Here is a 19,911-nt window from a genome sequence, read left to right as displayed (position 1 = left end):
CTACGTATACTCAGGAACATGGAGAGCACGCCTGACCTCGTTTCGGCCCGAACCCTGCAGCGCGAACGCACTGCGCGCAAGGAGGCGGAGTCATTGCTGGAGCAAAAAAGCCGTGAGCTCTACGAGAAAAACCAGTTCCTGCAGGAAAGCGAACTGCGCTACCGCAACCTGGTGGAACTGGCACCCGACGCAATCTGGATTCACAGCGAGGGCCGCATCAGCTTCCTGAACCTGGCCGCCTTGCGCCTGTTCGGCGCCAGCTGTCCCGAGCAATTGCTTGGCACCCTGGCCATCGACCGGGTACCGGAGCAGTTCCATGCGGCCGTCGAAGCCTGGACCCCGATGGAACTCGATAAGGTGCACCAGCGCCCGCGCAGCGAACTGCGCCTGCTGCGGCTGGACGGCACGCCGGTGGACGTGGAATTCTTTGGATGTTCGATCCGCTTCAATAATCGCGATTCGGTGATGCATGCGGCGCACGATGTCACCGAGCGCCTGCAGCAGGTGGCAATTCGCCACCGCGCTACGCACGATGAGCTGACCGGCCTGGCCAACCGCGCCTACTTCCTGGAGCGCCTGGGCGAAGAAATCGAGAAGGCGCGCTGCGCCGGCACCTCGCTGGCGGTGGCCTTTGTCGACCTGGACAAATTCAAACAGATCAACGACACCCGCGGCCATGCGGTTGGCGATGAATTGCTGCGCATCGTCGCTTCGGTGCTGCGCTCCTGCGTACGCGACAGCGATACCGTGGCCCGCCTCGGCGGCGACGAGTTCGTCCTGTTGCTGGACAGCTCGCAAGGCCATCCGACGCCGGCCGTGCTGGCGCAGCGCATCAGCGACAAGTTGGCGGAGCCGGTCATGCTGTCCGGCCAGCAGCACGTCATCAGCGGCAGCATCGGCCTGAGTATCTATCCTGACGACGGCCTGCATGCGGAAGAAATGCTGCGCCATGCGGATATCGCCATGTACCACTGCAAAGGCCAGCGTTGCAGCAATGTGCAACTTTTCACACCGGACATGCAGCACAGGCTCGATGCGCGGGTGACGCTCGAACAAGGCCTGCTGCGCGCCTTGCAGCGCGACGAGTTCGTACTGCACTTCCAGCCGCAGATGGATTTGCGCAGCGGCGGCCTGACTGGCCTGGAAGCCTTGCTGCGCTGGCAGTCGCCGGAGCTGGGCCTGGTGCCGCCGATGGAATTCATCCCGCTGGCGGAGGAAAGCAACCTGATTGTCGATATCGGAAAATGGGTGCTGGAAAAGACTTGCGCCACGTTGCGCGAATGGCTCGATGCCGGCGTGCCCGTGGTGCCGGTGGCGGTCAATATCGCGGCCTCGCAATTCGCGCGGCAGGACTTCGACACTACGGTGGAAGATGCGCTGGGCAGGTACGCAATCGACCCGGGCTTGCTGGAACTGGAGCTGACCGAAAGCCTGTCGATGGGCGACCCGATGGGTTCCATCGCGCTGATGCAGCGCCTGCGCGCCATCGGCATCAATCTGGCGATCGACGACTTCGGCACCGGGTATTCCAACCTCAGTTACCTGAAACGCTTCCCGATCGACCGGCTGAAAATCGACAAAAGCTTTACTTCCGGGCTGGCGAGCAATACCGAAGATCATGCCATCGTCACCGCTGTTATCAGCCTGGCGCACAGTCTCGGGCTGAAAGCGATTGCGGAAGGCGTCGAGACCGAGGACCAGGTACGTTTGCTGCTCGCAGAGGGCTGCGACGAAATCCAGGGCTACTTCTTCAGCCGCCCTTTGCCGGAGCCTGCCGCCCGCGAGATCCTGCTGCGTCGGCCCACCCTGCCGCTGCCTTCGGACAAAAGCCGTGGCGCGGGTTGAACGGATCAAACCACAGCTCTTTCCTGGCCAGCACCGCCGGATCGATGTCCTTGTTCGGCAGGTCGATGCGGCGGCGATTGCATAGCCTGGCGCGCTGAAGGTAGCTGCGGTGGTGTTCAAGTACCAGGCGCTCCAGCGTGCCGTCCTTCAGCAGCGCTTCCATGCCGGCGCGGATGCGCTTATATAGCCGCGGATTCCCGGGCGAGACAAAAAACAATGACGGAATATTGTCGTGCAGGAGAATGCTGTCTTCAACCGCCAGTTGCGGGAAGGCTTGCTTGCGCTGGTCGTACTCCTGGAAAATCTCATTCACGCCGCGCGGGAAATAGTCGAAACGCCCGGCGATCAGCATATCGAACAGCCCGATGTAATTGCTGCCCGTGACGTAGCGGAAGCCGTTGTCCTGCAGCGACGCACGCGTGACCCAAACGGCGCCAACACCGGCGGTCATTTCCCTGAGGCCTTCAGGCAGTACAAGTTTGTGCATGCGGTCCTGGTTCTTGCTGTCGATCAGGGAGATTCGCCAGTTTTGCAGGCCCATATCGGTCGGCACCGGTACCGCACGCAGGGACTTGAGCCATTGGGCGTCCGCTGGATAGGCCGTCACGTTGATCAGCTTCCCGTCCTTGAGCGCCGCCAGCAGGCGTGGGCGCTCCATGTGGATGTCGGCATAGTCGATGGTATACGGCCCGAATTCGGGCACGGTGCGCTCCATCACCTGCTGCAGCAGGGCCTTTGAATATTCGCGCCGCAGGTCGGCGGCAGATGCGGCGCGGTCGAAGATCACGGCATCCACCGCCCGGGCATCGAGCGCGGCGCATGCGAACAGCAGCGCGGCCAGGCGGATGGTTGTCTCCGTTATATTCATTCGCCTATGATAGCGCGATATGACCAACGCTTACATTCACCCGACACCCGGCCTGCCCGGCCGCCTTCTCGCCCGTCTTGCAAATTCCCGCCGCCTGGCCGGCGTTCGCCGCGCCGTGTTTTCGCGCCTGCCATTCCTGACGCTGGAAAGCAACGTGCGCGATGTGGTCTACCTGACCTGGATGATGGACGCGGCGACCGCCCAGGCGATGGTGCCTGCCGGCCTGCGCTTGTGGCAGCACAATGGCCTGACGCCGTTCAGCATCCTGACCTATCGCCACGGCCATTTCGGCCCGGCGCTGGCGGGGCCTGCGCGCCGCCTGCTGCCATCGCCCTTGCAAAGCAATTGGCGCTTCTACCTCGAGGAGCCGGGTAAGGTGTATTTCGTGCGCAATATCATGGATAGCACGGTGCATGCGCTTGGCACACGCATCTTCAGCGATATCCTGCCGACCCACTTGCCCAAACGCTTCGTGCATGAGCGCGATGGCGAGGAATACACCACCGTCATCGACCCTGGCGCCGGCAGCGCGCCTCTGCTGAAGGCGCGTACCCGCGTGTCCGGCGGGCGCGAGCTGCCGCATGACCTGGCCTGCGCCTTCGGCAATTGGGAAGAGGCGGTCAGATTCCTGGCTTGCCAGCATACGGCCATGATCGAGGTTCCAGGATTGGGCCGCATGGCGGAATCCGAAATCAGCCTGCCGATTGCGCTCGATGAAGTACTGCCGCTGGACGAGACGTCCGTGGCCTGCCCGATGGCAGGCGCCAACGCCGGCACGCCTTTCTGCTTCGCCGTACCACGTGTTAGGTTCAGGGTTCTTTCGGAGTCTCTAGCAGCTTCCTGATCGCACCGCGCGGGTTGGCCATGAAATCGTGCATGACCTCATAGTGCTCGGTGTCTTCATAGGCGCGCTGCCGGATGCCTTCGGGCGAACAGACGAAAATGCTGGCTTCAGGGTAGGACATCAGGATCGGCGAATGGGTCGCAATCACGAATTGGGCGCCTTCCTGCACCAGCTCGTGGATACGTGCCAGTGCGGCCAGTTGCCGGCGTGGCGACAATGCGGCCTCCGGTTCGTCAAGGATGTACAGTCCTTTGCCGCGAAATCGGTTCTGGAGCAGGGCCATGAAAGATTCACCATGCGATTGCTCGTGCAACGAGCGATCGCTATACGCGCCACCAACGTCAAGATCCTCAATCGTGGTCGCAAGATTGAAAAAGCTCTCCGCACGCAGGAAATAGCCGTCCTTGGGCATACGCACACCGCGTGCAATCCGCAGGTATTCGTGCAGGCAGGAGTGCGATGCGCGGGTCGCGAAACCAAAATTCTTGCCGCCACCTTCTGCGTTATAGCCAAGCGCTACAGCCAGCGCCTCCAACAACGTCGATTTTCCCGAGCCATTTTCACCGACGATGAAGGTCACCGCCGGGTCGAATTCAAGGCGGCCGAGGTGGCGCACGGCGGGCAGGCAGAAAGGATAGGCCGAGAAATCGGGCTTCTTGTCGGGATGAAGCTGTGCGTCGATCAGGAACTGGTACGAGATCATGATTTCGGAGCCGCCAACACCTGCTTCAGCAGGCCACGCGGATTAGCCATGAATTCATGCATGACCTCATAGTGTTCGGTGTCCTCGTAGGCGCGTTGGCGCAGGCCGTCGGGCGTGCAAACGAAGATGGAGCTTTCCGGATAGGCCATCAGGATCGGCGAATGGGTCGCAATCACGAATTGCGAGCCGCCCTGCACCAACTCGTGGATGCGTTTCAGGGCGCGCAACTGGCGCTGCGGCGACAGCGCCGCTTCCGGTTCGTCGAGGATGTACAGGCCCTTACCGCCAAATCGCTTGTCCAGCAGGGCGAGAAAGGACTCGCCATGCGACTGCTCGTGCAGCGAAACGCCGCCATAGGAATCGATGATTGGCGGGCCTCCAGGTCCTTCGTCAAGCCTTTCAATCTCCGTCGCAACATTGAAATAACTTTCCGCGCGCAAGAAATACCCGTCGCGCGGCTTGCGCACGCCCCGTGCGACACGTAAGTACTCATGGAGGCGGGAATGCGAGGCACGGGTGTCAAAACTAAAATTCTTGCTCCCGCCTTCCGCGTTAAAGCCCAGCGACCGCCAGTCCCTCCAGCAAAGTCGACTTGCCCGAGCCGTTTTCGCCGACGATAAAGGTCACGGCCGGGTCGAATTCGAGCCGGCCGAGGTGGCGCACGGCGGGCAGGAAGAAGGGGTAGGCCGAGAAATCAGGCGTCTTGTCGGGACGCAGCTGGGCATCAATCAGGTACTGGTAAGAGATCATTTGTTGGCAAGCTTACAATCATGTGCAGTGCAGCACAAGGCCGCCACCATTTATAATGGCGACTTTCCATTCCACCAATCCAAGCAATCATGTCCGCACAACTGATCGACGGAGTAGCGCTCTCCCAAAAACTGCGCGCCGAAATCGCGTCCCGCGCCGCCGCCCTGACCGCCAAAGGCAAGCAGCCAGGCCTGGCCGTGATCCTGGTCGGCGACGACCCGGCCAGCCACGTCTACGTGCGCAACAAGGTCAAGGCTTGCGAGGACGCCGGCATCCGCTCGGTGAAAGAACAGTACGCCGCAGACATGACCGAGCAAGCGCTGCTCGAGCGCATCGCCACCCTGAACGCCGACCCGGCCATCCACGGCATCCTGGTGCAGATGCCGCTGCCAAAGCACATCGACCCGCACAAAGTGATCGAAGCCATCGCCACCACCAAGGACGTGGACGGCTACTCGGTGCTGAGCGCCGGTGAACTGATGACCGGCCTGGAAGGCTTCCTGCCATGCACGCCGTACGGCTGCATGAAGCTGATCGAATCGACCGGCGTCAGCCTGAAGGGCAAGCACGCCGTCGTGATCGGCCGCTCCAACACCGTCGGCAAGCCAATGGGCCTGCTGCTCTTGCAAGCCAATGCAACCGTCACCATCTGCCATAGCGGAACCTCGGACCTGGGCTACCACACCCGCCAGGCAGACATCGTGGTGGCAGCAACTGGCCGCCGCAATACCCTGACTGCTGATATGGTGAAGCCGGGCGCCATCGTGATCGACGTGGGCATCAACCGCGACGAGAACGGCAAGCTGTGCGGCGATGTGGACTTTGCAGGCATCAAGGAAGTCGCTTCGCATATCACGCCGGTGCCAGGTGGCGTAGGTCCGATGACGATTACCATGCTGCTGATGAACACCATTGAATCGGCAGAACGCGTTTAAAGGAAACCAAATGACTGACAATCCCCTGCTGGACTTTAGCGGCTTGCCGCGTTTCGATGCGATCAGGCCCGAACACGTCACCCCCGCAATCGAGCACCTGCTGGAGAAGAACCGCGCCGCCGTGGTGGAGCTGGAAGCGCCAAGCGACAATGTGACGTGGGATAACTTCGTCACCCCGCTGGAGAATTCCACCGAGCTGCTGGGCCGTGCCTGGGGCATCGTCAGTCACCTGAACAACGTGGTGGACACGCCCGAGCTGCGTGCCACCTACAACGAAAACCTGCCGAAAGTGACCGAGTTTTGGACTGCCCTGGCCCAGAACGAGGCGCTGTTCGCCAAATACAAGGCCCTGCGCGCCAGCGCGGAATTCGCCGCCCTGTCGCCGGCGCGCCAGCGCATCATCGACAACGCGATCCGCGACTTCCGCATGGGCGGCGCCGAGCTTGCGGCCGATAAGAAGGAGCGCTTCGCCGCGATCCAGGAAGAACACGCAGCGACCAGCACCCGCTTCAGCGAAAACGTGCTGGACGCCACCAACGACTGGAAACTGCTGGTCGAAGACGAAGCCGAGCTGCGCGGCCTGCCCGACGATTCCAAGGCCGCAGCCAAGGCGCTGGCCGAGAAAGACGGCAAGCAGGGCTGGCAATTCACCCTGCACTTCCCTTCCTACTACCCGATCCTGCAGTTCTGCGACAACCGCGCCCTGCGCGAAAAGGTCTACCGCGCCAACGCTACCAAGGCTTCGGACCTGGCCGACGCGTTCAGCAAGCGCGAAGACTGGGACAACACCGGCAATATCGCCACCCTGCTGAAACTGCGCGCGGAAGAAGCCGGCCTGCTGGGCTACAAAAACTTCGCCGAAGTCTCGCTGGTGCCGAAAATGGCCAAGTCGCCGGAACAGGTAATCGAATTCCTGGAAGACCTGGCCAGGCGCGCCCGCCCGTTCGCCGAGAAAGACCTGGCCGAACTGCAGGACTACGCCGCCAAGGAACTGGGCATCAATGACCTGCAATCGTGGGACCTGCCATACGCTTCCGAAAAACTGCAGCAGCACATGTACTCTTTCTCGGCGCAGGAAGTGAAGCAGTACTTCCCAGAGCATAAGGTGATCGACGGCCTGTTCAAGCTGGTGCAAACCCTGTTTGGCGTGAGCATCAGGCCCGACAGCGCGCCGGTCTGGCACAAGGACGTGCGCTTCTACAGCATCGAGCGCGACAGCGTGCTGGTGGGCCAGTTCTACCTTGACCTGTACGCCCGCGAAGGCAAGAGCGGCGGCGCCTGGATGGATGACGCGCGCGGCCGCCGCCTGAAAAACGGCGAGCTGCAAACCCCGGTCGCCTACCTGACCTGCAATTTCACCGAACCGCTGGAAGTGGACGGCGTGCCGCAGCCGTCGCTGTTCACCCACGATGAAGTGATCACCCTGTTCCACGAATTCGGTCACGGCCTGCACCACATGCTGACCCAGGTCGAGGAACTGGCGGTCTCGGGCATTTCCGGCGTCGAATGGGATGCGGTCGAGCTGCCGTCCCAGTTCATGGAAAACTTCTGCTGGGAGTGGGATGTGCTGAGCCATATGAGCGCCCACGTGAAGAGCGGCCTGCCGCTGCCGCGCGCCCTGTATGACCGCATGCTGGCGGCGAAAAACTTCCAGTCCGGCCTGCAGACCCTGCGCCAGGTTGAATTCGCCCTGCTCGACATGCTACTGCACTACGACTTCCAGCCATCCGGCGCCAAATCGGTGCAGGACCTGATCGACGAAGTACGCCGCAAGTTCGCCGTTATCATCCCGCCAAGTTTCAACCGTTTCCAACATTCCTTCGGCCATATCTTTGCCGGAGGCTACGCGGCGGGATACTATAGCTACAAGTGGGCGGAAGTACTGTCTGCCGACGCCTACGCTGCCTTCGAGGAAGCAGCGGCGCTGGACGGCGGCAAACTGTCCACCGATACTGGTAAGCGCTTCCAGCGAGAGATCCTGGCCGTCGGCGGTTCGCGCCCGGCCCTGGAGTCGTTTACCGCATTCCGCGGCCGTGAGCCGACCATCGACGCCCTGCTGCGCCACAGCGGCATGGCGGCATAAAGGAGATAGAGATTCAATGAAACGCGCTGCCCTGCTTTTGCTGCTGCTGACTGCCAGCGCGGCGCACGCCCAGATGTACAAGTGGAAGGACGAAAAAGGCGTCACCCACTTTACTGCGACGCCGCCGCCCGCCACTGCCCAGAAGGCTGAGGTGAAGAATTACAACACCGCCGGCGCCGGCGGTGTTGCCTTGCCATCGGAACTGGCGGAAGCTGTGCGCTCCCGTCCGGTGGTGCTGTACACCACGGCCAACTGCGGCGCCGGCTGCAACATGGCCCGCACCATGCTGGCCAACCGCGGTATTCCATACCGCGAAAAGACCGTTTCCTCCACCGATGACTTTGACGCCCTGAAAAAGGCCGGCAGCGACGGCCAGGTGCCGCTGCTGCTGGTGGGGCGTACGCGCCAGATCGGTTTCGAACAGAGTGCATGGGATAGCGCCCTGACCCAGGCCGGCTACCCTACCGAGAAGATGCTGCCACAGGGCTATTCGAACCCGCCGCCGGCACCGGCCGCACCGCCGCGCGGTCCGAGCGCCGAAGAAGCAGCCGCCGCCAAGGCGGATGCCGAGCGCGCTGCAGCCGCGGCGGAGAAGGCGCGCCAACGCGACGAGCAGAAAAACGCATCGCCAAACTTCCGCTTCTAAGACGCTTCAAAGAAATAATGACGCAGATTGATTTCCACAGCGGCGTGCCGGACAAGGTTGCATATGCCTGCCGCCTGCTGCGTAAAGCCTACGCCAGCACGCCCCGCATCGTCGTCATGACTGAAGATGCGGCGCAACTGGCGGAGCTGGACAAGGCCCTGTGGACCTTCTCCGCCACCGACTTCCTGCCCCACGCCCACGCCGACGATCCGCTGGCGCCTGATTCCGCCATCGTGCTGGCCGACAGCGGCACCGCCGAACTGCCGCAAGCGGGCCTGCTGGTGAACCTGGCGCGCCGCGCACCGGCCCAGTTCGAGGCTTTTCCTCGTTTGATCGAAGTCATCTCTTCCGACGAGGAAGATGCCGCGGCTGGCCGCCTGCGCTATGCTGCCTACAAGCGCCAGGATTTCCCGCTCAAACACCTCACTGTAGGCAAGTAGTCAATGAACCAGCCTTTCGACGCCAGCATCCCGGTCCTGACCGAAATCATGAAGGACGAGGTGCCGGCAGCGGTCGCACAAACACCGTTCACCGAGGAAAACGCCTTGGAATGGCAGGCGCTGGAACGCCGCGTCGCCGAACAGGTGCTGCAGCAACTGTCGAACCGAGTCGATTTCGTACTCGAACAACGCATCAAGAACAGCTTGGCCGAAGTCCTTGAGCACGCGCTGCACGCCCTGACGGCGGAAATCCGCGCAGGCCTGCACGACACCATCGGCAAGATCGTTACCCGCGCTGTGCAACAGGAAATCACCCAGCTGCAGGCCGGTTCCAGCCGCCGCGATTAATTCCCTCTTTGCCATTCGGGGTTTTTGTTGTATTTTCTCTGGCAAATATGACTTTTTGACTGGAGCCCCCGATGCAGTTCAAGATCAAGTTCACCCCTGTTGCCCTCGCACTGGCCTTTGCCGGCAGCGCCTACGCCCAGGACACCATCAAGATTGGCCACGTCGCCCCTGTATCGGGTCCCAACTCCCACCTGGGCAAGGACATGGAAAACGGCGCCCGCATGGCCGTCGAAGACCTTGGCGCCAAGGGCGTCAAGATCGGCGGCAAGGCGGTCAAGTTCGTCGTCCAGTTCGAGGACGATGCCGGCGACCCGAAACAGGGCACCACCGCCGCGCAGAAACTGGTGGACGCCAAGGTACTGGGCGTGATCGGCCACCTGAATTCCGGCACCACCATCCCGGCCTCCAAGATCTACTTCGACGCCGGCATTCCGCAGATTTCCCCGGCCGCTACGTCGCCGGTGTACACCAAGCAGAAATTCAACACCGCCTTCCGCGTGGTCGCCAACGACAATAAGCTGGGCGGCACCCTCGGCGCCTACGCCGTGCAGAAGCTGGGCGTCAAGAAGATCGCCGTGATCGACGACCGCACCGCTTACGGCCAGGGCGTGGCCGACGAATTCGTCAAAGGCGCCAAGAAAGCCCTGCCGGGCGTGCAAGTGGTCGGCAAGGAGTTCACCAACGCCAATGCGACCGACTTCAACGCCATCCTGACCAACATCAAGTCCAAGAATCCGGACCTGGTATTCTTCGGCGGGATGGACTCGGTGGGCGGCCCTCTGCTGCGCCAGATGAAGGCGCTGGGCATCACCGCCAAATTCATGGGCGGCGACGGCGTCTGCACCGATGCGCTGTACCGCCTGTCCGCCGGCGCTGCCGCAGACGGCGTGGTCACCTGCGCCGAAGCGGGCGGCGTGACTGCCGACATGCAGAAGAACATGGATGACTTCCGTGCCCGCTACAAGAAGAAGTACGGCCAGGAAGTGCAGTTGTACGCACCGTATGTGTACGACGCCATCATGACCATGGCCGACGCCATGGAAAAAGCCAATTCGTCCGAGCCTGCCAAGTACCTGCCGGTGCTGGCCAAGATCAAGCACCAGGGCGTGACCGGCCTGGTTGAATTCGACCAGTTCGGCGACATCAAGGATGGCGCGTTGACCCTGTTCACTTACAAGGGCGGCATCAAGACCAGGATGGAAGTAGTCAAGTAATACACGAGAATTATCGGGGGGGAGCCCGTGGGCCGCCAGCCAGCATGGCGGCCCATTTTCGTTTCAGGAGAAAGTGCAATGCAAACCAAAACCATCATCGCCGCCATCGCTTTGGCCTTTGCTGGCGCCGCAAGCGCCCAGGAATTGGTCAAGATCGGCTACGTTGGCCCGCTGTCCGGCCAGTCCGCCCATTTGGGCAAGGATAACCAGAGCGGCGTCCGCCTGGCGGTGGAAGACTTGAACGCCAAAGGTTTCAAGGTTAACGGCAAGGCGGTCAAATTCGAGATGGTGTCCGAAGACGACGCCGGCGACCCTAAGCAGGGTACTTCGGCTGCGCAGAAACTGGTCGACGCCAAAGTGCAGGGCGTGATCGGCCACCAGAATTCCGGCACCACCATCCCTGCCTCCAAGATCTACTACGACGCAGGGATTCCGCAGATTTCCGCCTCGTCCACCAGCCCGGTGTATACCAACCAGGGCTTCAACACCACCTTCCGCGTGGTGGCGAACGACTTCAAGCTGGGCAGCTCGCTGGGCAAATACGCGACCCAGAAACTGGGCGCCAAGCGCATCGCAGTGATCGATGACCGCACCGCCTACGGCCAGGGCGTGGCCGCCGAATTCCTGAAGGAAGCCAAGAAAGGCGCCGGCGTGCAGATCGTGGACAAGCAGTTCACCACCGATAAGTCGACCGACTTCAACGCCATCCTGACCTCGATCCGTTCCAAGAACCCGGACCTGGTATTCTTCGGCGGCATGGACTCGGTGGGCGGCCCTCTGCTGCGCCAGATGAAGGCATTGGGCATCAAGGCCAAGCTGATGGGCGGCGACGGCATCTGCACCGAAGCACTGCCGAAGCTGTCGGGCGGCGCCGACGACGTGGTGGTATGCGCGGAAGCCGGCGGCGTGACAGCGGAGCAGGAGAAAAAGCTGGACGAATTCGCCGTCCGCTTCAAAAAACGCTACGGCTACGACGTGCAGATTTACGCCCCGTACGCCTATGATGCAACAATGGCCATCGCCCACGCCATGGCCGACGCCAAGTCGACCGACCCGGCCAAGTACCTGCCCTTCCTGAAGAAGGTCAAGCATGACGGCATCAGCGGCACTATCGCCTTCGACGCCAAGGGCGACATCAAGGACGGCGCCATGACGCTGTTCGGCTACAAGGCCGACAAGAAGACGCGCATCGAAGTAATCAAATAAAAAAAAGCCGGGCTCGCCCGGCTTTTTTACGTCAACCCCAATTCATTTCTGCGACAGGACCCATTTCACCAGGGTCTTGGCTTCCGCCTCGCTTACCTGCGGGTTGGCTGGCATTGGGACTGCGCCCCACACGCCGGAACCGCCCTTCATCACTTTCTGTACCAGCTTGGCTTCAGCATCTTTCTGCCCGGCGTACTTGGCAGCGACATCTTTGTATGCCGGGCCAACCAGCTTGGTGGCCACTGCGTGGCACGCCATGCAGTTTTTGGCCTTGGCCAGGTCAGCATTTGCGAAAGCAGCCTGCGACGAGAAAGCCGCGGTTACCAGGAAACCAACCAACAGTGAACGTTTCATTTTCATCTCCGGGAAAAAAACTGACACAATTCTACTCCACAACGCACGCTGCGTATTATGGGTTGACCGTTAGCTGGATATTGCTATGATGGAATACTAAGGAGTTTTCCATGCCCATTATTTTATTGATAATCGCCCTCGTGGCACTGAAGTACTTTGAAGTCTGGAAGTTCGCCGACCTGTCGTGGTGGTGGATCATCGGCGCCATGGCCGCCGCCTTCCTCTGGTTCGAGTTCATCGAACCGATGCTGGGACTGGACAAGCGCAAGGCCCACAACGTCGACGAGCAACGCCGCAAAGACCGCGTCAAGAAGGCCTTCGACGACCTCAAGAAACGTAAGTAAGCGTCTGGCCATCCAGGCGCCGTGCGCCCCCTCCTGTAGCGCTGCCCGCTGAACCGGGCAGCGGCTCAGGGCTTCAAGATGATTCGCTACCACGATCAGCCACGAACTGGGCTTCAGCAGCGACTCAGGCATGCGCCGCATGTTCAAGGACCTGACCAACCTCACCCCAGCCCAATACCACCTTAACTACAGCAGATGAAAGTCGGGGTCAGCTCCGGCAATCGGACATTCTGTCCGATTGCCGGAGCTGACCCCGACTTTTAATTACTTACGCGCGAGCTGGCTGAGGTCGCGTACTGCGCCGCGGTCGGCGGAGGTGGTCAGCGCGGCGTAGGCTTGCAGGGCTTGCGAGACGTAGCGCTCCCGATTCTCCGGTTTCCAGGCGTCGGCGCCGCGCGCTTCCATTGCGGCACGGCGCGCTGCCAGCGTATCCGGCGTTACGCGCAGGTTGATGGTGCGCGATGGGATGTCGATGTCGATCATGTCGCCCTCTTCCACCAGGCCGATCGCGCCGCCTTCCGCCGCTTCCGGCGAGGCGTGGCCGATCACCAGGCCGGACGAGCCGCCCGAAAAGCGGCCGTCGGTGAACAGCGCGCAGGCCTTGCCCAGGCCTTTCGATTTGATGTACGAAGTCGGGTACAGCATCTCCTGCATGCCCGGGCCGCCTTTCGGGCCTTCGTAGCGAATGATGACGACGTCCCCTTCGTGCACGGAATCGCCCAGGATGCCTTCCACCGCTGCGTCCTGGCTTTCGAATACGCGTGCCTTGCCGCTGAATTTCAGGATCGATTCATCGACGCCGGCGGTTTTCACGATACAGCCCTTTTCCGCGATGTTCCCGTACAGGACTGCCAGGCCGCCGTCCTTCGAGTAAGCGTGTTCCAGGTCGCGGATGCAGCCGGTGCTGCGGTCCAGGTCTGAGGAGGCGTAGCGTTCGGATTGCGAGAACGCCACCTGGGTCGGTACGCCGCCCGGCGCTGCACGGAACAGCTGGTGCACCGCTGCGTCGTCGCTGCGCTTGATGTCGTACTTTTCGATGGCGTCGCCCATGGTCGGGCTGTGCACGGTGTGCTGGGTGGTGTCCAGCAGGCCGGCGCGCGCCAGTTCGCCCAGGATGGAAATGATGCCGCCTGCGCGGTGCACGTCTTCGATGTGGAATTTGTCGGTCATTGGCGCCACCTTGCACAGGCAAGGTACCTTGCGCGAGATACGGTCGATGTCGGCCATGGTGAACAACACGCCAGCTTCGTGCGCAGCAGCCAGCAGGTGCAGCACGGTGTTGGTGGAGCCGCCCATCGATACGTCCAGTGCCATCGCGTTCTCGAACGCTTCCTTGCTGGCGATGGAGCGCGGCAGCACGGTGTAATCATCCTGTTCGTAGTGGCGCTTGGCCAGCTCCACGATCAGGCGGCCGGCGCGCAGGAACAGTTCCTTGCGGTCGCTGTGGGTGGCGACGATGGTGCCGTTGCCAGGCAAGGACAGGCCCAGCGCTTCGGTCAGGCAATTCATCGAGTTGGCAGTGAACATGCCGGAGCAGGAACCGCAGGTCGGACAGGCCGAACGCTCGATTTCCGCCACGTCGGCATCGGATACGCTGCTGTCGCCGGCCTTGATCATGGCGTCGACCAGGTCCAGCTTGATGATCTTTTCGCCGCCGTTGACAGCCTTGACCACCTTGCCCGCTTCCATCGGGCCGCCGGAGACGAAGACTGCCGGGATATTCAGGCGCATGGCAGCCATCAGCATGCCGGGCGTGATCTTGTCGCAGTTGGAAATGCAGACCATGGCGTCGGCGCAGTGGGCGTTGACCATGTATTCCACCGAGTCGGCGATCAGGTCGCGCGAGGGCAGCGAGTACAGCATGCCGCCGTGGCCCATGGCGATGCCGTCGTCGACTGCGATGGTGTTGAATTCCTTGGCCACGCCGCCGGCTGCTTCAATCTCGCGCGCGACCAGCTGGCCCAGGTCTTTCAGGTGGACGTGGCCCGGTACGAACTGGGTGAAGGAGTTGACCACGGCGATGATCGGTTTATTGAAATCGCCGTCCTTCATGCCGGTGGCACGCCACAGGGCGCGGGCGCCTGCCATATTGCGGCCTTGGGTGGTGGTGTAGGAACGGTATTGCGGCATGGCGGGGTCTCCTCAGTAAGAGTCCTAGGGTGCCTCGCCCATGGCGAGTTGTCAAATATATGATATGCACTGCTGTGATATGCTTTGCGAATGAATATCGAACTTCGCCAGCTGCGCTACTTCGCCACCGTCGCCGAGGAGCTGCATTTCGGCCGTGCTGCGCGCCGCCTGCATATGACCCAGCCGCCGCTGTCGCAAACCATCATGGCGCTGGAAGAGATGCTGGGCGCACCGCTGTTCGAGCGTAACCGGCGCGGCGTGGCGCTGACGGCTGCCGGCGAAGCCCTGCTGCCGGAGGCGCGCCGCCTGCTCGAACAATCGGCCGGGCTGGCGGCGCTGGTGCAGCGCGCCGCCACCGGCGCCAGCGGGCGGCTGTCGCTGGCTTTCGTGTCCTCTGCCGACTACAGCGTGCTGCCGCCTACCCTGCGCGCCTATCGCGCTGAATACCCGCAAGTCGAAATCACGCTGAAGGAGGCCACGTCCGACCTGCAGCTCGACGACCTGCTGGAAGGCCGGGTCGATGCCGGCCTGCTGATCCCTCCCCTGCCCGACCGCGCCCGCCAGGAACTGGAATACCTGCCCGTGCTGAGCGAGCCGCTGGTGCTGGCCGCGCCTGCGGGACTGCCGGCCGTGGCGCATGCAGGCAAGCGCACCGGCGCCGCCGATCTGCGCAAGCTGGCCGGCCTGCCGCTGATCATTTTTCCGCGCCATATCTCGCCCGGGCTGTACGACGCCATCCTGTCGGTGTTCCGCGATGCCGGCATCACCGCCGAGGTGGCGCAGGAAGCGATCCAGATGCAGACCATCGTCAGCCTGGTATCGGCTGGCATGGGTATCGCACTTGTGCCACAATCCGTGTCGAATTTGCGCCGCCCCGGGGTGGAGTACCTGCCCCTGGTCCAGAGCACGCCGCTGGTGGAAACCGGCCTGGCCTGGCGGCGCGACAATGCCTCGCCCGTGCTGCGCGGCTTTTTGGAATTAATGAGAAAGAGAATCTGAATGCCGTTAATGCATCCAATGCCCGATCCGGTCGCCATCCACCTGGGTCCTGTGGCGATCCACTGGTATGGCCTGATGTACGTCCTGGCTTTTGCCATGTTCATCGGGCTTGGCCGCCTGCGCATCAAGCTGCCGCATATCGCCGCGCAAGGCTGGACCAAGGAAGACCTGGACGACATGCTGTTCTACGGCATGCTGGGTGTGATCGTCGGCGGACGCCTGGGCGAAGTATTCTTCTACCAGCCGGAAATGCTGCTGACGCCACTGCGCATCTTCAAAGTGTGGGAAGGCGGCATGAGCTTCCACGGCGGCTTCCTCGGCGTGTTGATCGGCATGGCGCTGTGGGCGCGCAAACGCAAGCGCAACCTGCTGGACGTGTATGACTTCATCGCGCCGCTGGTACCGCTCGGTTATGCCGCCGGCCGCATGGGCAACTTCATCAATGCCGAGCTGCCGGGCCGCGTGGTCAGCGATCCAAGCCTGCCCTGGGCGATGATCTACCCGAATGTGGGCCCGATGCCGCGCCACCCTTCGGCCATCTACCAGATGCTGGTCGACGGCATCCTGGTGTTCTGCATCCTGTGGCCATTCGCCCGCAAGGCCCGCCCACGCCTGGCGGTCGGCGCCCTGTATGTGCTGCTGTATGGCTGCGCGCGTTTCTTCACCGAGTGGTTCCGCACCCCGGACTGGGAAATCACCGTAGCCGGCCTGCCGGTCACCTCGGGCCAGATGCTGTCGCTGCCGATGATCGTCGGCGCCATCATCATGCTGGTGTGGGCCTACCGCTCAAACCAGCCCGATAGCGCCGGCCAGCGCGCCTGAGGCAATCAGCCACAAGGGATTCAATTTGGTCGCATAGGCCGCCGCTGCGGCGGCCAGCGCCAGCACGATGCCGCGCCACCCGGCGCCGGCCACACTCAGGAAGGTCCACGCGGCGCCGGCCAGCATGCCGGCCGCCAGCGGCGCCAGCGCATCGCGCAGCGCACCGGCCCAGCGCCCTTCCCCGCCGCCATGGCGGTTGATCACCGTCCCCAGCGCCAGCACCAGGCAGGACGAAGGCACAATCGCCGCCAGCGTCACCACGACCGCGCCCAGCCAGCCCTTGACCATCCAGCCGATCAGCGTCACGAACAGCAGGTTCGGGCCGGGCGCAGCTTGCGCCAGCGCGTACATGGCCGCGAACTGTTCGTCCGTCAGCCAATGGTTCTGCACCGAGACGTAATGGTGCACATCCGGCGCCACCAGCACCACCCCGCCGCCGATTGCCGTTAGCGACAGCAGCGCCAGGTGCCAGGCGAGGCCGCCCAGTTTGACGTCGTCGTTCATGGCTTCCTCCAGACAAAGGCAAACAGCAGGAAGCCGATCGGCACCAGCGTGGCCACGACCGTGATCAGCCCAACCTTCGCCACGCCAAGGCCGACAAAGGCCGCCGCCAGCAGCGCGACCTGGACCGCCCGGCGCGCGCGCAAGGCAGTGCCGCGCAACATGCCGAGCGCCAGCTTCAGCGCGGTAGCGAGGATCAGCCCCGACGCAGCGGCAGCCATCCCGCGCATGGCGTTGACGAAGATTGGATGGTGGGCCAGGCCCTGGTAAGCAGCCCCCAGCGCGATGACGATGAAAAACGGGCCGAGCAGGAGCCCTGCCAGCGCCGAGAAGCCGCCCGCCACGCCGGCATAGCGCTGGCCGACCATGACGGACAGGTTGCAGATGGTGGGGCCTGGCAGGAGCTGTGCGATGCTGAGGAGCTGGCCGAATTCGGCGGCCGTCAGCCACTGCGTGCGTTCGACCAGGTGGCGGTAGGCAAACGGCAGCACGCCGCCGAATCCCTGTATCGCCATGTGCGAGAAAACCTTGAACAGCGCCCAGCATCCTACCCGTGCATCCTGCATCGCATCCCCCTTACTGCGCCGCGCATTCCCTCAGGCGAATGCGTGATAGAACATATAGCCCGCCAGTGCAAACAGCACCACGGCAAAGACCCGCTTGAGCGCCGCCACGTCCATCTTGTGTGCCATGCGCGCGCCAAGCGGCGCCATGATCACGCTGGCAGCCACGATCACCGCCAGCGCCGGCAGGTAGACGAAGCCCAGCGAATGCTGCGGCAAGCCCGGCTCCGACCAGCCGTAGTAAATATTCGACAAGGTGCCCGACAGCGCGATCGGGAAGCCCAGCGCGGCGCTGGTTGCCACCGCCTGGTGAATACGCACATTACACCACGCCATGAACGGCACCGAGATAAACCCGCCCCCGGCACCGACCAGCCCCGCCATGGTGCCGATCGCGCCACCGGCAGCGAACATGCCCGCCGTGCCAGGCAGTTCACGCCCGGCCGAAGGCTTTTTGTTGCGCAGCATCTGCGCCGCGGAGAATGCCACGAACAGCGCAAACAGCAGCGACAACGCGGAAGTATTCATCTGCTTGCCGATCCAGGGCCCGATCCACGAGCCGATCACGATGCCCGGCGCCAGCAGCGCCACAATGCGCCACTGCACCGCGCCGTGCCGGTGGTGCGCCCGTACCGAAGACATGGAGGTAAACATGATCGTGGCCAGCGAGGTCGCAATCGCCATGTGCACCACCAGCGCGGGTGGAAAGCCCTTGGCCGTGAAGATCATGGTAATGAAGGGAACCAGCACCATGCCGCCGCCAATTCCCAGCAAACCAGCTGCGTATCCGCCCCCGGCCCCCATCAGGAGCAGGAGGCCGACCAGGCTCCAATCCATCAATCGCCCTTCAGCAGCGCCATCACATGCTTCCACTGGGCCGGCGTGACCGGCGTGATCGACAGGCGGCTGCCTTTTTGCAGCACCACCATGTCCTCAAGCTGCGGCAGCGAGCGCATTTCGGCCAGCGACAGCAGGCGCGTCTTGCGCACGCCTTTCACATCGACGGAAATCCAGCGCGGCTGCTCCTGCGTCGCCTTCGCATCGTAGTAATGGCTCTTGGGATCGAACTGGGTGGCATCGGGATAAGGCCCGCTGGCCACTTCCGCGATGCCGGCAATGCCAGGCTCGGGACAGGAGGAATGGTAGAACAGGACGCCGTCGCCCGGCTTCATCGCATCGCGCATGAAGTTGCGGGCCTGGTAGTTGCGCACACCGAACCACGGCATCGTCCTGCTTTTGGCAGACATGACGTCGTCGATGCTGACTTCGTCGGGCTCAGACTTCATCAACCAATATTGCATGGCTCTCCTCTGGGCGTAAAAAAACGGTTGCGCACCCTCAGGTGCAGGCAACCGCTTTTATGGAATGAGGCCCCGCCTGTGCCGTTATGCCGGCATCCCGAACCTTACGGTTCAAGGTGGTTGCAGTTAGTTCAACTTCGGGTTCATCAGACAAGTGACGCTCACGCCCGCCGAACAAATTTCCGCAACCGATGCATGTAAATGGTTCAAGGAATATATGGCAAATCTCGAACACCGCAGGGTGACACGAAGTTTACTCCTCAAACGTTTTGCGGGAAAGGCCTTTAAGACAATTTTTGGAGATTAGAAGAGATTCTCTTGCGGCGTCAGCGCATTGTCGAGCACCTTGTGCATGGCGCCCAGCTTCTCCTGCACCTCCAGCATGGACGGGCCGCCGTTGGCAGTCTTCGATGCCAGGAATTCAGCCGCCATGCCCAGCGCCGCCATCACGGCGATGCGGTCATTGCCCTTGATCTTGCCGGCGTCGCGGATTGCATTCATCTTTTTGTCGAGCAGGTTGGCCGCTTCGCGCAGCGCGCGCTCTTCATCGGCCTTGCATGCCAGCTTGTAGGGCTGGCCCATGATGGTCACGTCGACATGGATCATTGGGCATCCTCAGGAGTATCTGCTTCGGCAGCGGGAATTTTATCCAGCAGCGCCATTACGCGGGCGTGCGCTTCCCCGAGGCGGCGTTGGTATTCAAGGTTATCGGCCACCAGGGCTGCATTGGCCTGGCGCAACTGAGCGTTCTCGCGGCGCAAAGACTGCGCGAGTTCCGCAAGGCGGTCGATTTTGTCGGAAAGTTCTTGGAAGTCTGCGATCATCCCGAAACTATAGAGCCGCACGATTGTGCGGTCAACTTGGTGTTATAGATGCTTACGATTGTAGCTCATTTGTAAGCGTGCCCTGCGATCTTCCGCGCCGCCGCCGCGATGTCGATCCACACATCCTTGAACGCGCCGCAAATATCGGCCAGGTCATGGCCTAGTTCCCTGAACCAGATGCCGAGGCTCAT

23 protein-coding genes, 1 other RNA gene and 1 pseudogene are annotated in these 19,911 nt (G+C 62.3%); 12 read left to right on the top strand and 13 right to left on the bottom strand.

Going from position 1 to position 19,911, the window contains the following annotated elements; genetic code table 11:
- Positions 1–18 precede the first annotated feature (18 nt).
- Positions 19–1,845 carry a bifunctional diguanylate cyclase/phosphodiesterase gene (locus ASD07_RS12740; protein WP_055930325.1) on the top strand — a complete coding sequence of 609 codons (1,827 nt, stop codon included), beginning with the start codon at positions 19–21 and terminating at the stop codon, positions 1,843–1,845.
- Here the strand turns inward: ASD07_RS12740 and ASD07_RS30135 are convergent.
- A complete protein-coding gene (locus ASD07_RS30135) occupies positions 1,751–2,713 on the bottom strand; it encodes a hypothetical protein (RefSeq protein ID WP_057246526.1) in 963 nt (320 codons plus the stop codon). The genes ASD07_RS12740 and ASD07_RS30135 overlap by 95 nt on opposite strands.
- A 19-nt stretch (positions 2,714–2,732) precedes the next feature.
- Between ASD07_RS30135 and ASD07_RS12730 the strand changes: the two genes are divergently transcribed.
- Positions 2,733–3,557, top strand: coding sequence for a DUF2071 domain-containing protein (locus tag ASD07_RS12730; protein ID WP_055930319.1), 825 nt, complete (start codon positions 2,733–2,735; stop codon positions 3,555–3,557).
- Here ASD07_RS12730 and ASD07_RS12725 read toward each other — a convergent pair.
- Positions 3,523–4,260, bottom strand: coding sequence for an AAA family ATPase (locus ASD07_RS12725; protein ID WP_055930316.1), 738 nt, complete (start codon positions 4,258–4,260; stop codon positions 3,523–3,525). The two genes, ASD07_RS12730 and ASD07_RS12725, sit on opposite strands and share 35 nt — an antisense overlap.
- Positions 4,257–5,010: pseudogene (locus ASD07_RS12720) on the bottom strand (AAA family ATPase). Before ASD07_RS12720 ends, ASD07_RS12725 begins: the two are co-directional and overlap by 4 nt.
- Before the next feature lie 89 nt (positions 5,011–5,099).
- Here ASD07_RS12720 and folD point away from each other — a divergent pair.
- The 7 genes from folD (at position 5,100) to ASD07_RS12685 (ending at position 11,882) form a co-directional block, all read left to right on the top strand.
- Positions 5,100–5,945, top strand: coding sequence for a bifunctional methylenetetrahydrofolate dehydrogenase/methenyltetrahydrofolate cyclohydrolase FolD (folD, locus tag ASD07_RS12715; protein WP_055930313.1), 846 nt, complete (start codon positions 5,100–5,102; stop codon positions 5,943–5,945).
- 10 nt (positions 5,946–5,955) lie between these two features.
- On the top strand, positions 5,956–8,028 hold the full coding sequence (locus ASD07_RS12710) for a M3 family metallopeptidase (protein ID WP_055930310.1): 2,073 nt from the start codon (positions 5,956–5,958) through the stop codon (positions 8,026–8,028).
- Positions 8,029–8,044: 16 nt separating this feature from the next.
- Positions 8,045–8,674 (top strand): glutaredoxin family protein, encoded by a 630-nt coding sequence (locus tag ASD07_RS12705; protein WP_055930307.1) that lies wholly within the window; start codon positions 8,045–8,047, stop codon positions 8,672–8,674.
- Positions 8,675–8,691: 17 nt separating this feature from the next.
- The gene (locus ASD07_RS12700) at positions 8,692–9,114 is read left to right on the top strand and encodes a DNA polymerase III subunit chi (RefSeq protein WP_055930303.1); all 423 of its coding nucleotides are present in this window, start codon (positions 8,692–8,694) and stop codon (positions 9,112–9,114) included.
- Positions 9,115–9,117: 3 nt separating this feature from the next.
- Positions 9,118–9,462, top strand: a complete 345-nt coding sequence (locus ASD07_RS12695; RefSeq protein ID WP_055930300.1) for a hypothetical protein — start codon at positions 9,118–9,120, stop codon at positions 9,460–9,462.
- A 71-nt stretch (positions 9,463–9,533) separates the two neighbouring features.
- On the top strand, positions 9,534–10,676 hold the full coding sequence (locus tag ASD07_RS12690; protein ID WP_055930297.1) for a branched-chain amino acid ABC transporter substrate-binding protein: 1,143 nt from the start codon (positions 9,534–9,536) through the stop codon (positions 10,674–10,676).
- 78 nt (positions 10,677–10,754) lie between these two features.
- The gene (locus ASD07_RS12685) at positions 10,755–11,882 is read left to right on the top strand and encodes a branched-chain amino acid ABC transporter substrate-binding protein (protein ID WP_055930294.1); all 1,128 of its coding nucleotides are present in this window, start codon (positions 10,755–10,757) and stop codon (positions 11,880–11,882) included.
- Positions 11,883–11,924: 42 nt separating this feature from the next.
- Here ASD07_RS12685 and ASD07_RS12680 read toward each other — a convergent pair whose 3' ends face one another.
- Positions 11,925–12,236, bottom strand: a complete 312-nt coding sequence (locus ASD07_RS12680; RefSeq protein WP_055931820.1) for a c-type cytochrome — start codon at positions 12,234–12,236, stop codon at positions 11,925–11,927.
- Between the two features lie 110 nt (positions 12,237–12,346).
- On the opposite strand from ASD07_RS12680, the gene ASD07_RS12675 reads away from it, so the two are divergent.
- Positions 12,347–12,580 (top strand): TIGR04438 family Trp-rich protein, encoded by a 234-nt coding sequence (locus ASD07_RS12675; RefSeq protein ID WP_055930291.1) that lies wholly within the window; start codon positions 12,347–12,349, stop codon positions 12,578–12,580.
- Positions 12,581–12,844: 264 nt separating this feature from the next.
- On the opposite strand, the gene ilvD is transcribed toward ASD07_RS12675, so the two are convergent.
- Positions 12,845–14,710 carry a dihydroxy-acid dehydratase gene (gene ilvD, locus ASD07_RS12670; protein ID WP_055930288.1) on the bottom strand — a complete coding sequence of 622 codons (1,866 nt, stop codon included), beginning with the start codon at positions 14,708–14,710 and terminating at the stop codon, positions 12,845–12,847.
- 90 nt (positions 14,711–14,800) lie between these two features.
- On the opposite strand from ilvD, the gene ASD07_RS12665 reads away from it, so the two are divergent.
- Both ASD07_RS12665 and lgt read left to right on the top strand, forming a co-directional pair.
- Complete coding sequence (locus tag ASD07_RS12665) at positions 14,801–15,709, top strand: LysR family transcriptional regulator (RefSeq protein WP_055930285.1); 909 nt, start codon at positions 14,801–14,803, stop codon at positions 15,707–15,709.
- Positions 15,710–16,531, top strand: a complete 822-nt coding sequence (lgt, locus tag ASD07_RS12660) for a prolipoprotein diacylglyceryl transferase (protein ID WP_055930281.1) — start codon at positions 15,710–15,712, stop codon at positions 16,529–16,531.
- Here lgt and ASD07_RS12655 read toward each other — a convergent pair.
- The 8 genes from ASD07_RS12655 to ASD07_RS32070 all read right to left on the bottom strand — a co-directional run bounded on the left by ASD07_RS12655 (position 16,496) and on the right by ASD07_RS32070 (position 19,911).
- Positions 16,496–17,035, bottom strand: coding sequence for a chromate transporter (locus ASD07_RS12655; protein ID WP_055930278.1), 540 nt, complete (start codon positions 17,033–17,035; stop codon positions 16,496–16,498). The genes lgt and ASD07_RS12655 overlap by 36 nt on opposite strands.
- Positions 17,032–17,598 (bottom strand): chromate transporter, encoded by a 567-nt coding sequence (locus ASD07_RS12650; RefSeq protein ID WP_055930275.1) that lies wholly within the window; start codon positions 17,596–17,598, stop codon positions 17,032–17,034. The genes ASD07_RS12655 and ASD07_RS12650 overlap by 4 nt, the downstream gene beginning before the upstream one ends.
- 30 nt (positions 17,599–17,628) lie before the next feature.
- Positions 17,629–18,432 (bottom strand): sulfite exporter TauE/SafE family protein, encoded by an 804-nt coding sequence (locus tag ASD07_RS12645; RefSeq protein ID WP_055930272.1) that lies wholly within the window; start codon positions 18,430–18,432, stop codon positions 17,629–17,631.
- Complete coding sequence (locus ASD07_RS12640) at positions 18,432–18,896, bottom strand: EVE domain-containing protein (RefSeq protein WP_055930269.1); 465 nt, start codon at positions 18,894–18,896, stop codon at positions 18,432–18,434. Before ASD07_RS12640 ends, ASD07_RS12645 begins: the two co-directional genes overlap by 1 nt.
- Positions 18,897–18,961: 65 nt before the next feature.
- Positions 18,962–19,142, bottom strand: a non-coding RNA gene (gene ssrS, locus ASD07_RS30130) — 6S RNA.
- Between the two features lie 57 nt (positions 19,143–19,199).
- A complete protein-coding gene (locus ASD07_RS12635) occupies positions 19,200–19,502 on the bottom strand; it encodes a cell division protein ZapA (RefSeq protein WP_055930266.1) in 303 nt (100 codons plus the stop codon).
- On the bottom strand, positions 19,499–19,720 hold the full coding sequence (locus ASD07_RS12630) for a hypothetical protein (RefSeq protein WP_055930263.1): 222 nt from the start codon (positions 19,718–19,720) through the stop codon (positions 19,499–19,501). Before ASD07_RS12630 ends, ASD07_RS12635 begins: the two co-directional genes overlap by 4 nt.
- A gap of 65 nt (positions 19,721–19,785) precedes the next feature.
- A complete protein-coding gene (locus ASD07_RS32070) occupies positions 19,786–19,911 on the bottom strand; it encodes a hypothetical protein (protein WP_255357000.1) in 126 nt (41 codons plus the stop codon).

Source organism: Duganella sp. Root336D2 (assembly GCF_001425005.1).
Taxonomy (GTDB): Bacteria; Pseudomonadota; Gammaproteobacteria; order Burkholderiales; family Burkholderiaceae_D; genus Rugamonas.
This window is presented reverse-complemented; position numbering and strand designations above follow the sequence as displayed.

Excerpts from the sequence above, each read along its gene's own strand:
- ASD07_RS12740 (WP_055930325.1), top strand. The coding sequence starts at position 19 with ATGGAGAGCACGCCTGACCTCGTTTCGGCCCGAACCCTGCAGCGCGAA.
- ASD07_RS30135 (WP_057246526.1), bottom strand. The coding sequence starts at position 2,713 with ATGAATATAACGGAGACAACCATCCGCCTGGCCGCGCTGCTGTTCGCA.
- ASD07_RS12730 (WP_055930319.1), top strand. The coding sequence starts at position 2,733 with ATGACCAACGCTTACATTCACCCGACACCCGGCCTGCCCGGCCGCCTT.
- ASD07_RS12725 (WP_055930316.1), bottom strand. The coding sequence starts at position 4,260 with ATGATCTCGTACCAGTTCCTGATCGACGCACAGCTTCATCCCGACAAG.
- folD (WP_055930313.1), top strand. The coding sequence starts at position 5,100 with ATGTCCGCACAACTGATCGACGGAGTAGCGCTCTCCCAAAAACTGCGC.
- ASD07_RS12710 (WP_055930310.1), top strand. The coding sequence starts at position 5,956 with ATGACTGACAATCCCCTGCTGGACTTTAGCGGCTTGCCGCGTTTCGAT.
- ASD07_RS12705 (WP_055930307.1), top strand. The coding sequence starts at position 8,045 with ATGAAACGCGCTGCCCTGCTTTTGCTGCTGCTGACTGCCAGCGCGGCG.
- ASD07_RS12700 (WP_055930303.1), top strand. The coding sequence starts at position 8,692 with ATGACGCAGATTGATTTCCACAGCGGCGTGCCGGACAAGGTTGCATAT.
- ASD07_RS12695 (WP_055930300.1), top strand. The coding sequence starts at position 9,118 with ATGAACCAGCCTTTCGACGCCAGCATCCCGGTCCTGACCGAAATCATG.
- ASD07_RS12690 (WP_055930297.1), top strand. The coding sequence starts at position 9,534 with ATGCAGTTCAAGATCAAGTTCACCCCTGTTGCCCTCGCACTGGCCTTT.
- ASD07_RS12685 (WP_055930294.1), top strand. The coding sequence starts at position 10,755 with ATGCAAACCAAAACCATCATCGCCGCCATCGCTTTGGCCTTTGCTGGC.
- ASD07_RS12680 (WP_055931820.1), bottom strand. The coding sequence starts at position 12,236 with ATGAAACGTTCACTGTTGGTTGGTTTCCTGGTAACCGCGGCTTTCTCG.
- ASD07_RS12675 (WP_055930291.1), top strand. The coding sequence starts at position 12,347 with ATGCCCATTATTTTATTGATAATCGCCCTCGTGGCACTGAAGTACTTT.
- ilvD (WP_055930288.1), bottom strand. The coding sequence starts at position 14,710 with ATGCCGCAATACCGTTCCTACACCACCACCCAAGGCCGCAATATGGCA.
- ASD07_RS12665 (WP_055930285.1), top strand. The coding sequence starts at position 14,801 with ATGAATATCGAACTTCGCCAGCTGCGCTACTTCGCCACCGTCGCCGAG.
- lgt (WP_055930281.1), top strand. The coding sequence starts at position 15,710 with ATGCCGTTAATGCATCCAATGCCCGATCCGGTCGCCATCCACCTGGGT.
- ASD07_RS12655 (WP_055930278.1), bottom strand. The coding sequence starts at position 17,035 with ATGAACGACGACGTCAAACTGGGCGGCCTCGCCTGGCACCTGGCGCTG.
- ASD07_RS12650 (WP_055930275.1), bottom strand. The coding sequence starts at position 17,598 with ATGCAGGATGCACGGGTAGGATGCTGGGCGCTGTTCAAGGTTTTCTCG.
- ASD07_RS12645 (WP_055930272.1), bottom strand. The coding sequence starts at position 18,432 with ATGGATTGGAGCCTGGTCGGCCTCCTGCTCCTGATGGGGGCCGGGGGC.
- ASD07_RS12640 (WP_055930269.1), bottom strand. The coding sequence starts at position 18,896 with ATGCAATATTGGTTGATGAAGTCTGAGCCCGACGAAGTCAGCATCGAC.
- ASD07_RS12635 (WP_055930266.1), bottom strand. The coding sequence starts at position 19,502 with ATGATCCATGTCGACGTGACCATCATGGGCCAGCCCTACAAGCTGGCA.
- ASD07_RS12630 (WP_055930263.1), bottom strand. The coding sequence starts at position 19,720 with ATGATCGCAGACTTCCAAGAACTTTCCGACAAAATCGACCGCCTTGCG.
- ASD07_RS32070 (WP_255357000.1), bottom strand. The coding sequence starts at position 19,911 with ATGAGCCTCGGCATCTGGTTCAGGGAACTAGGCCATGACCTGGCCGAT.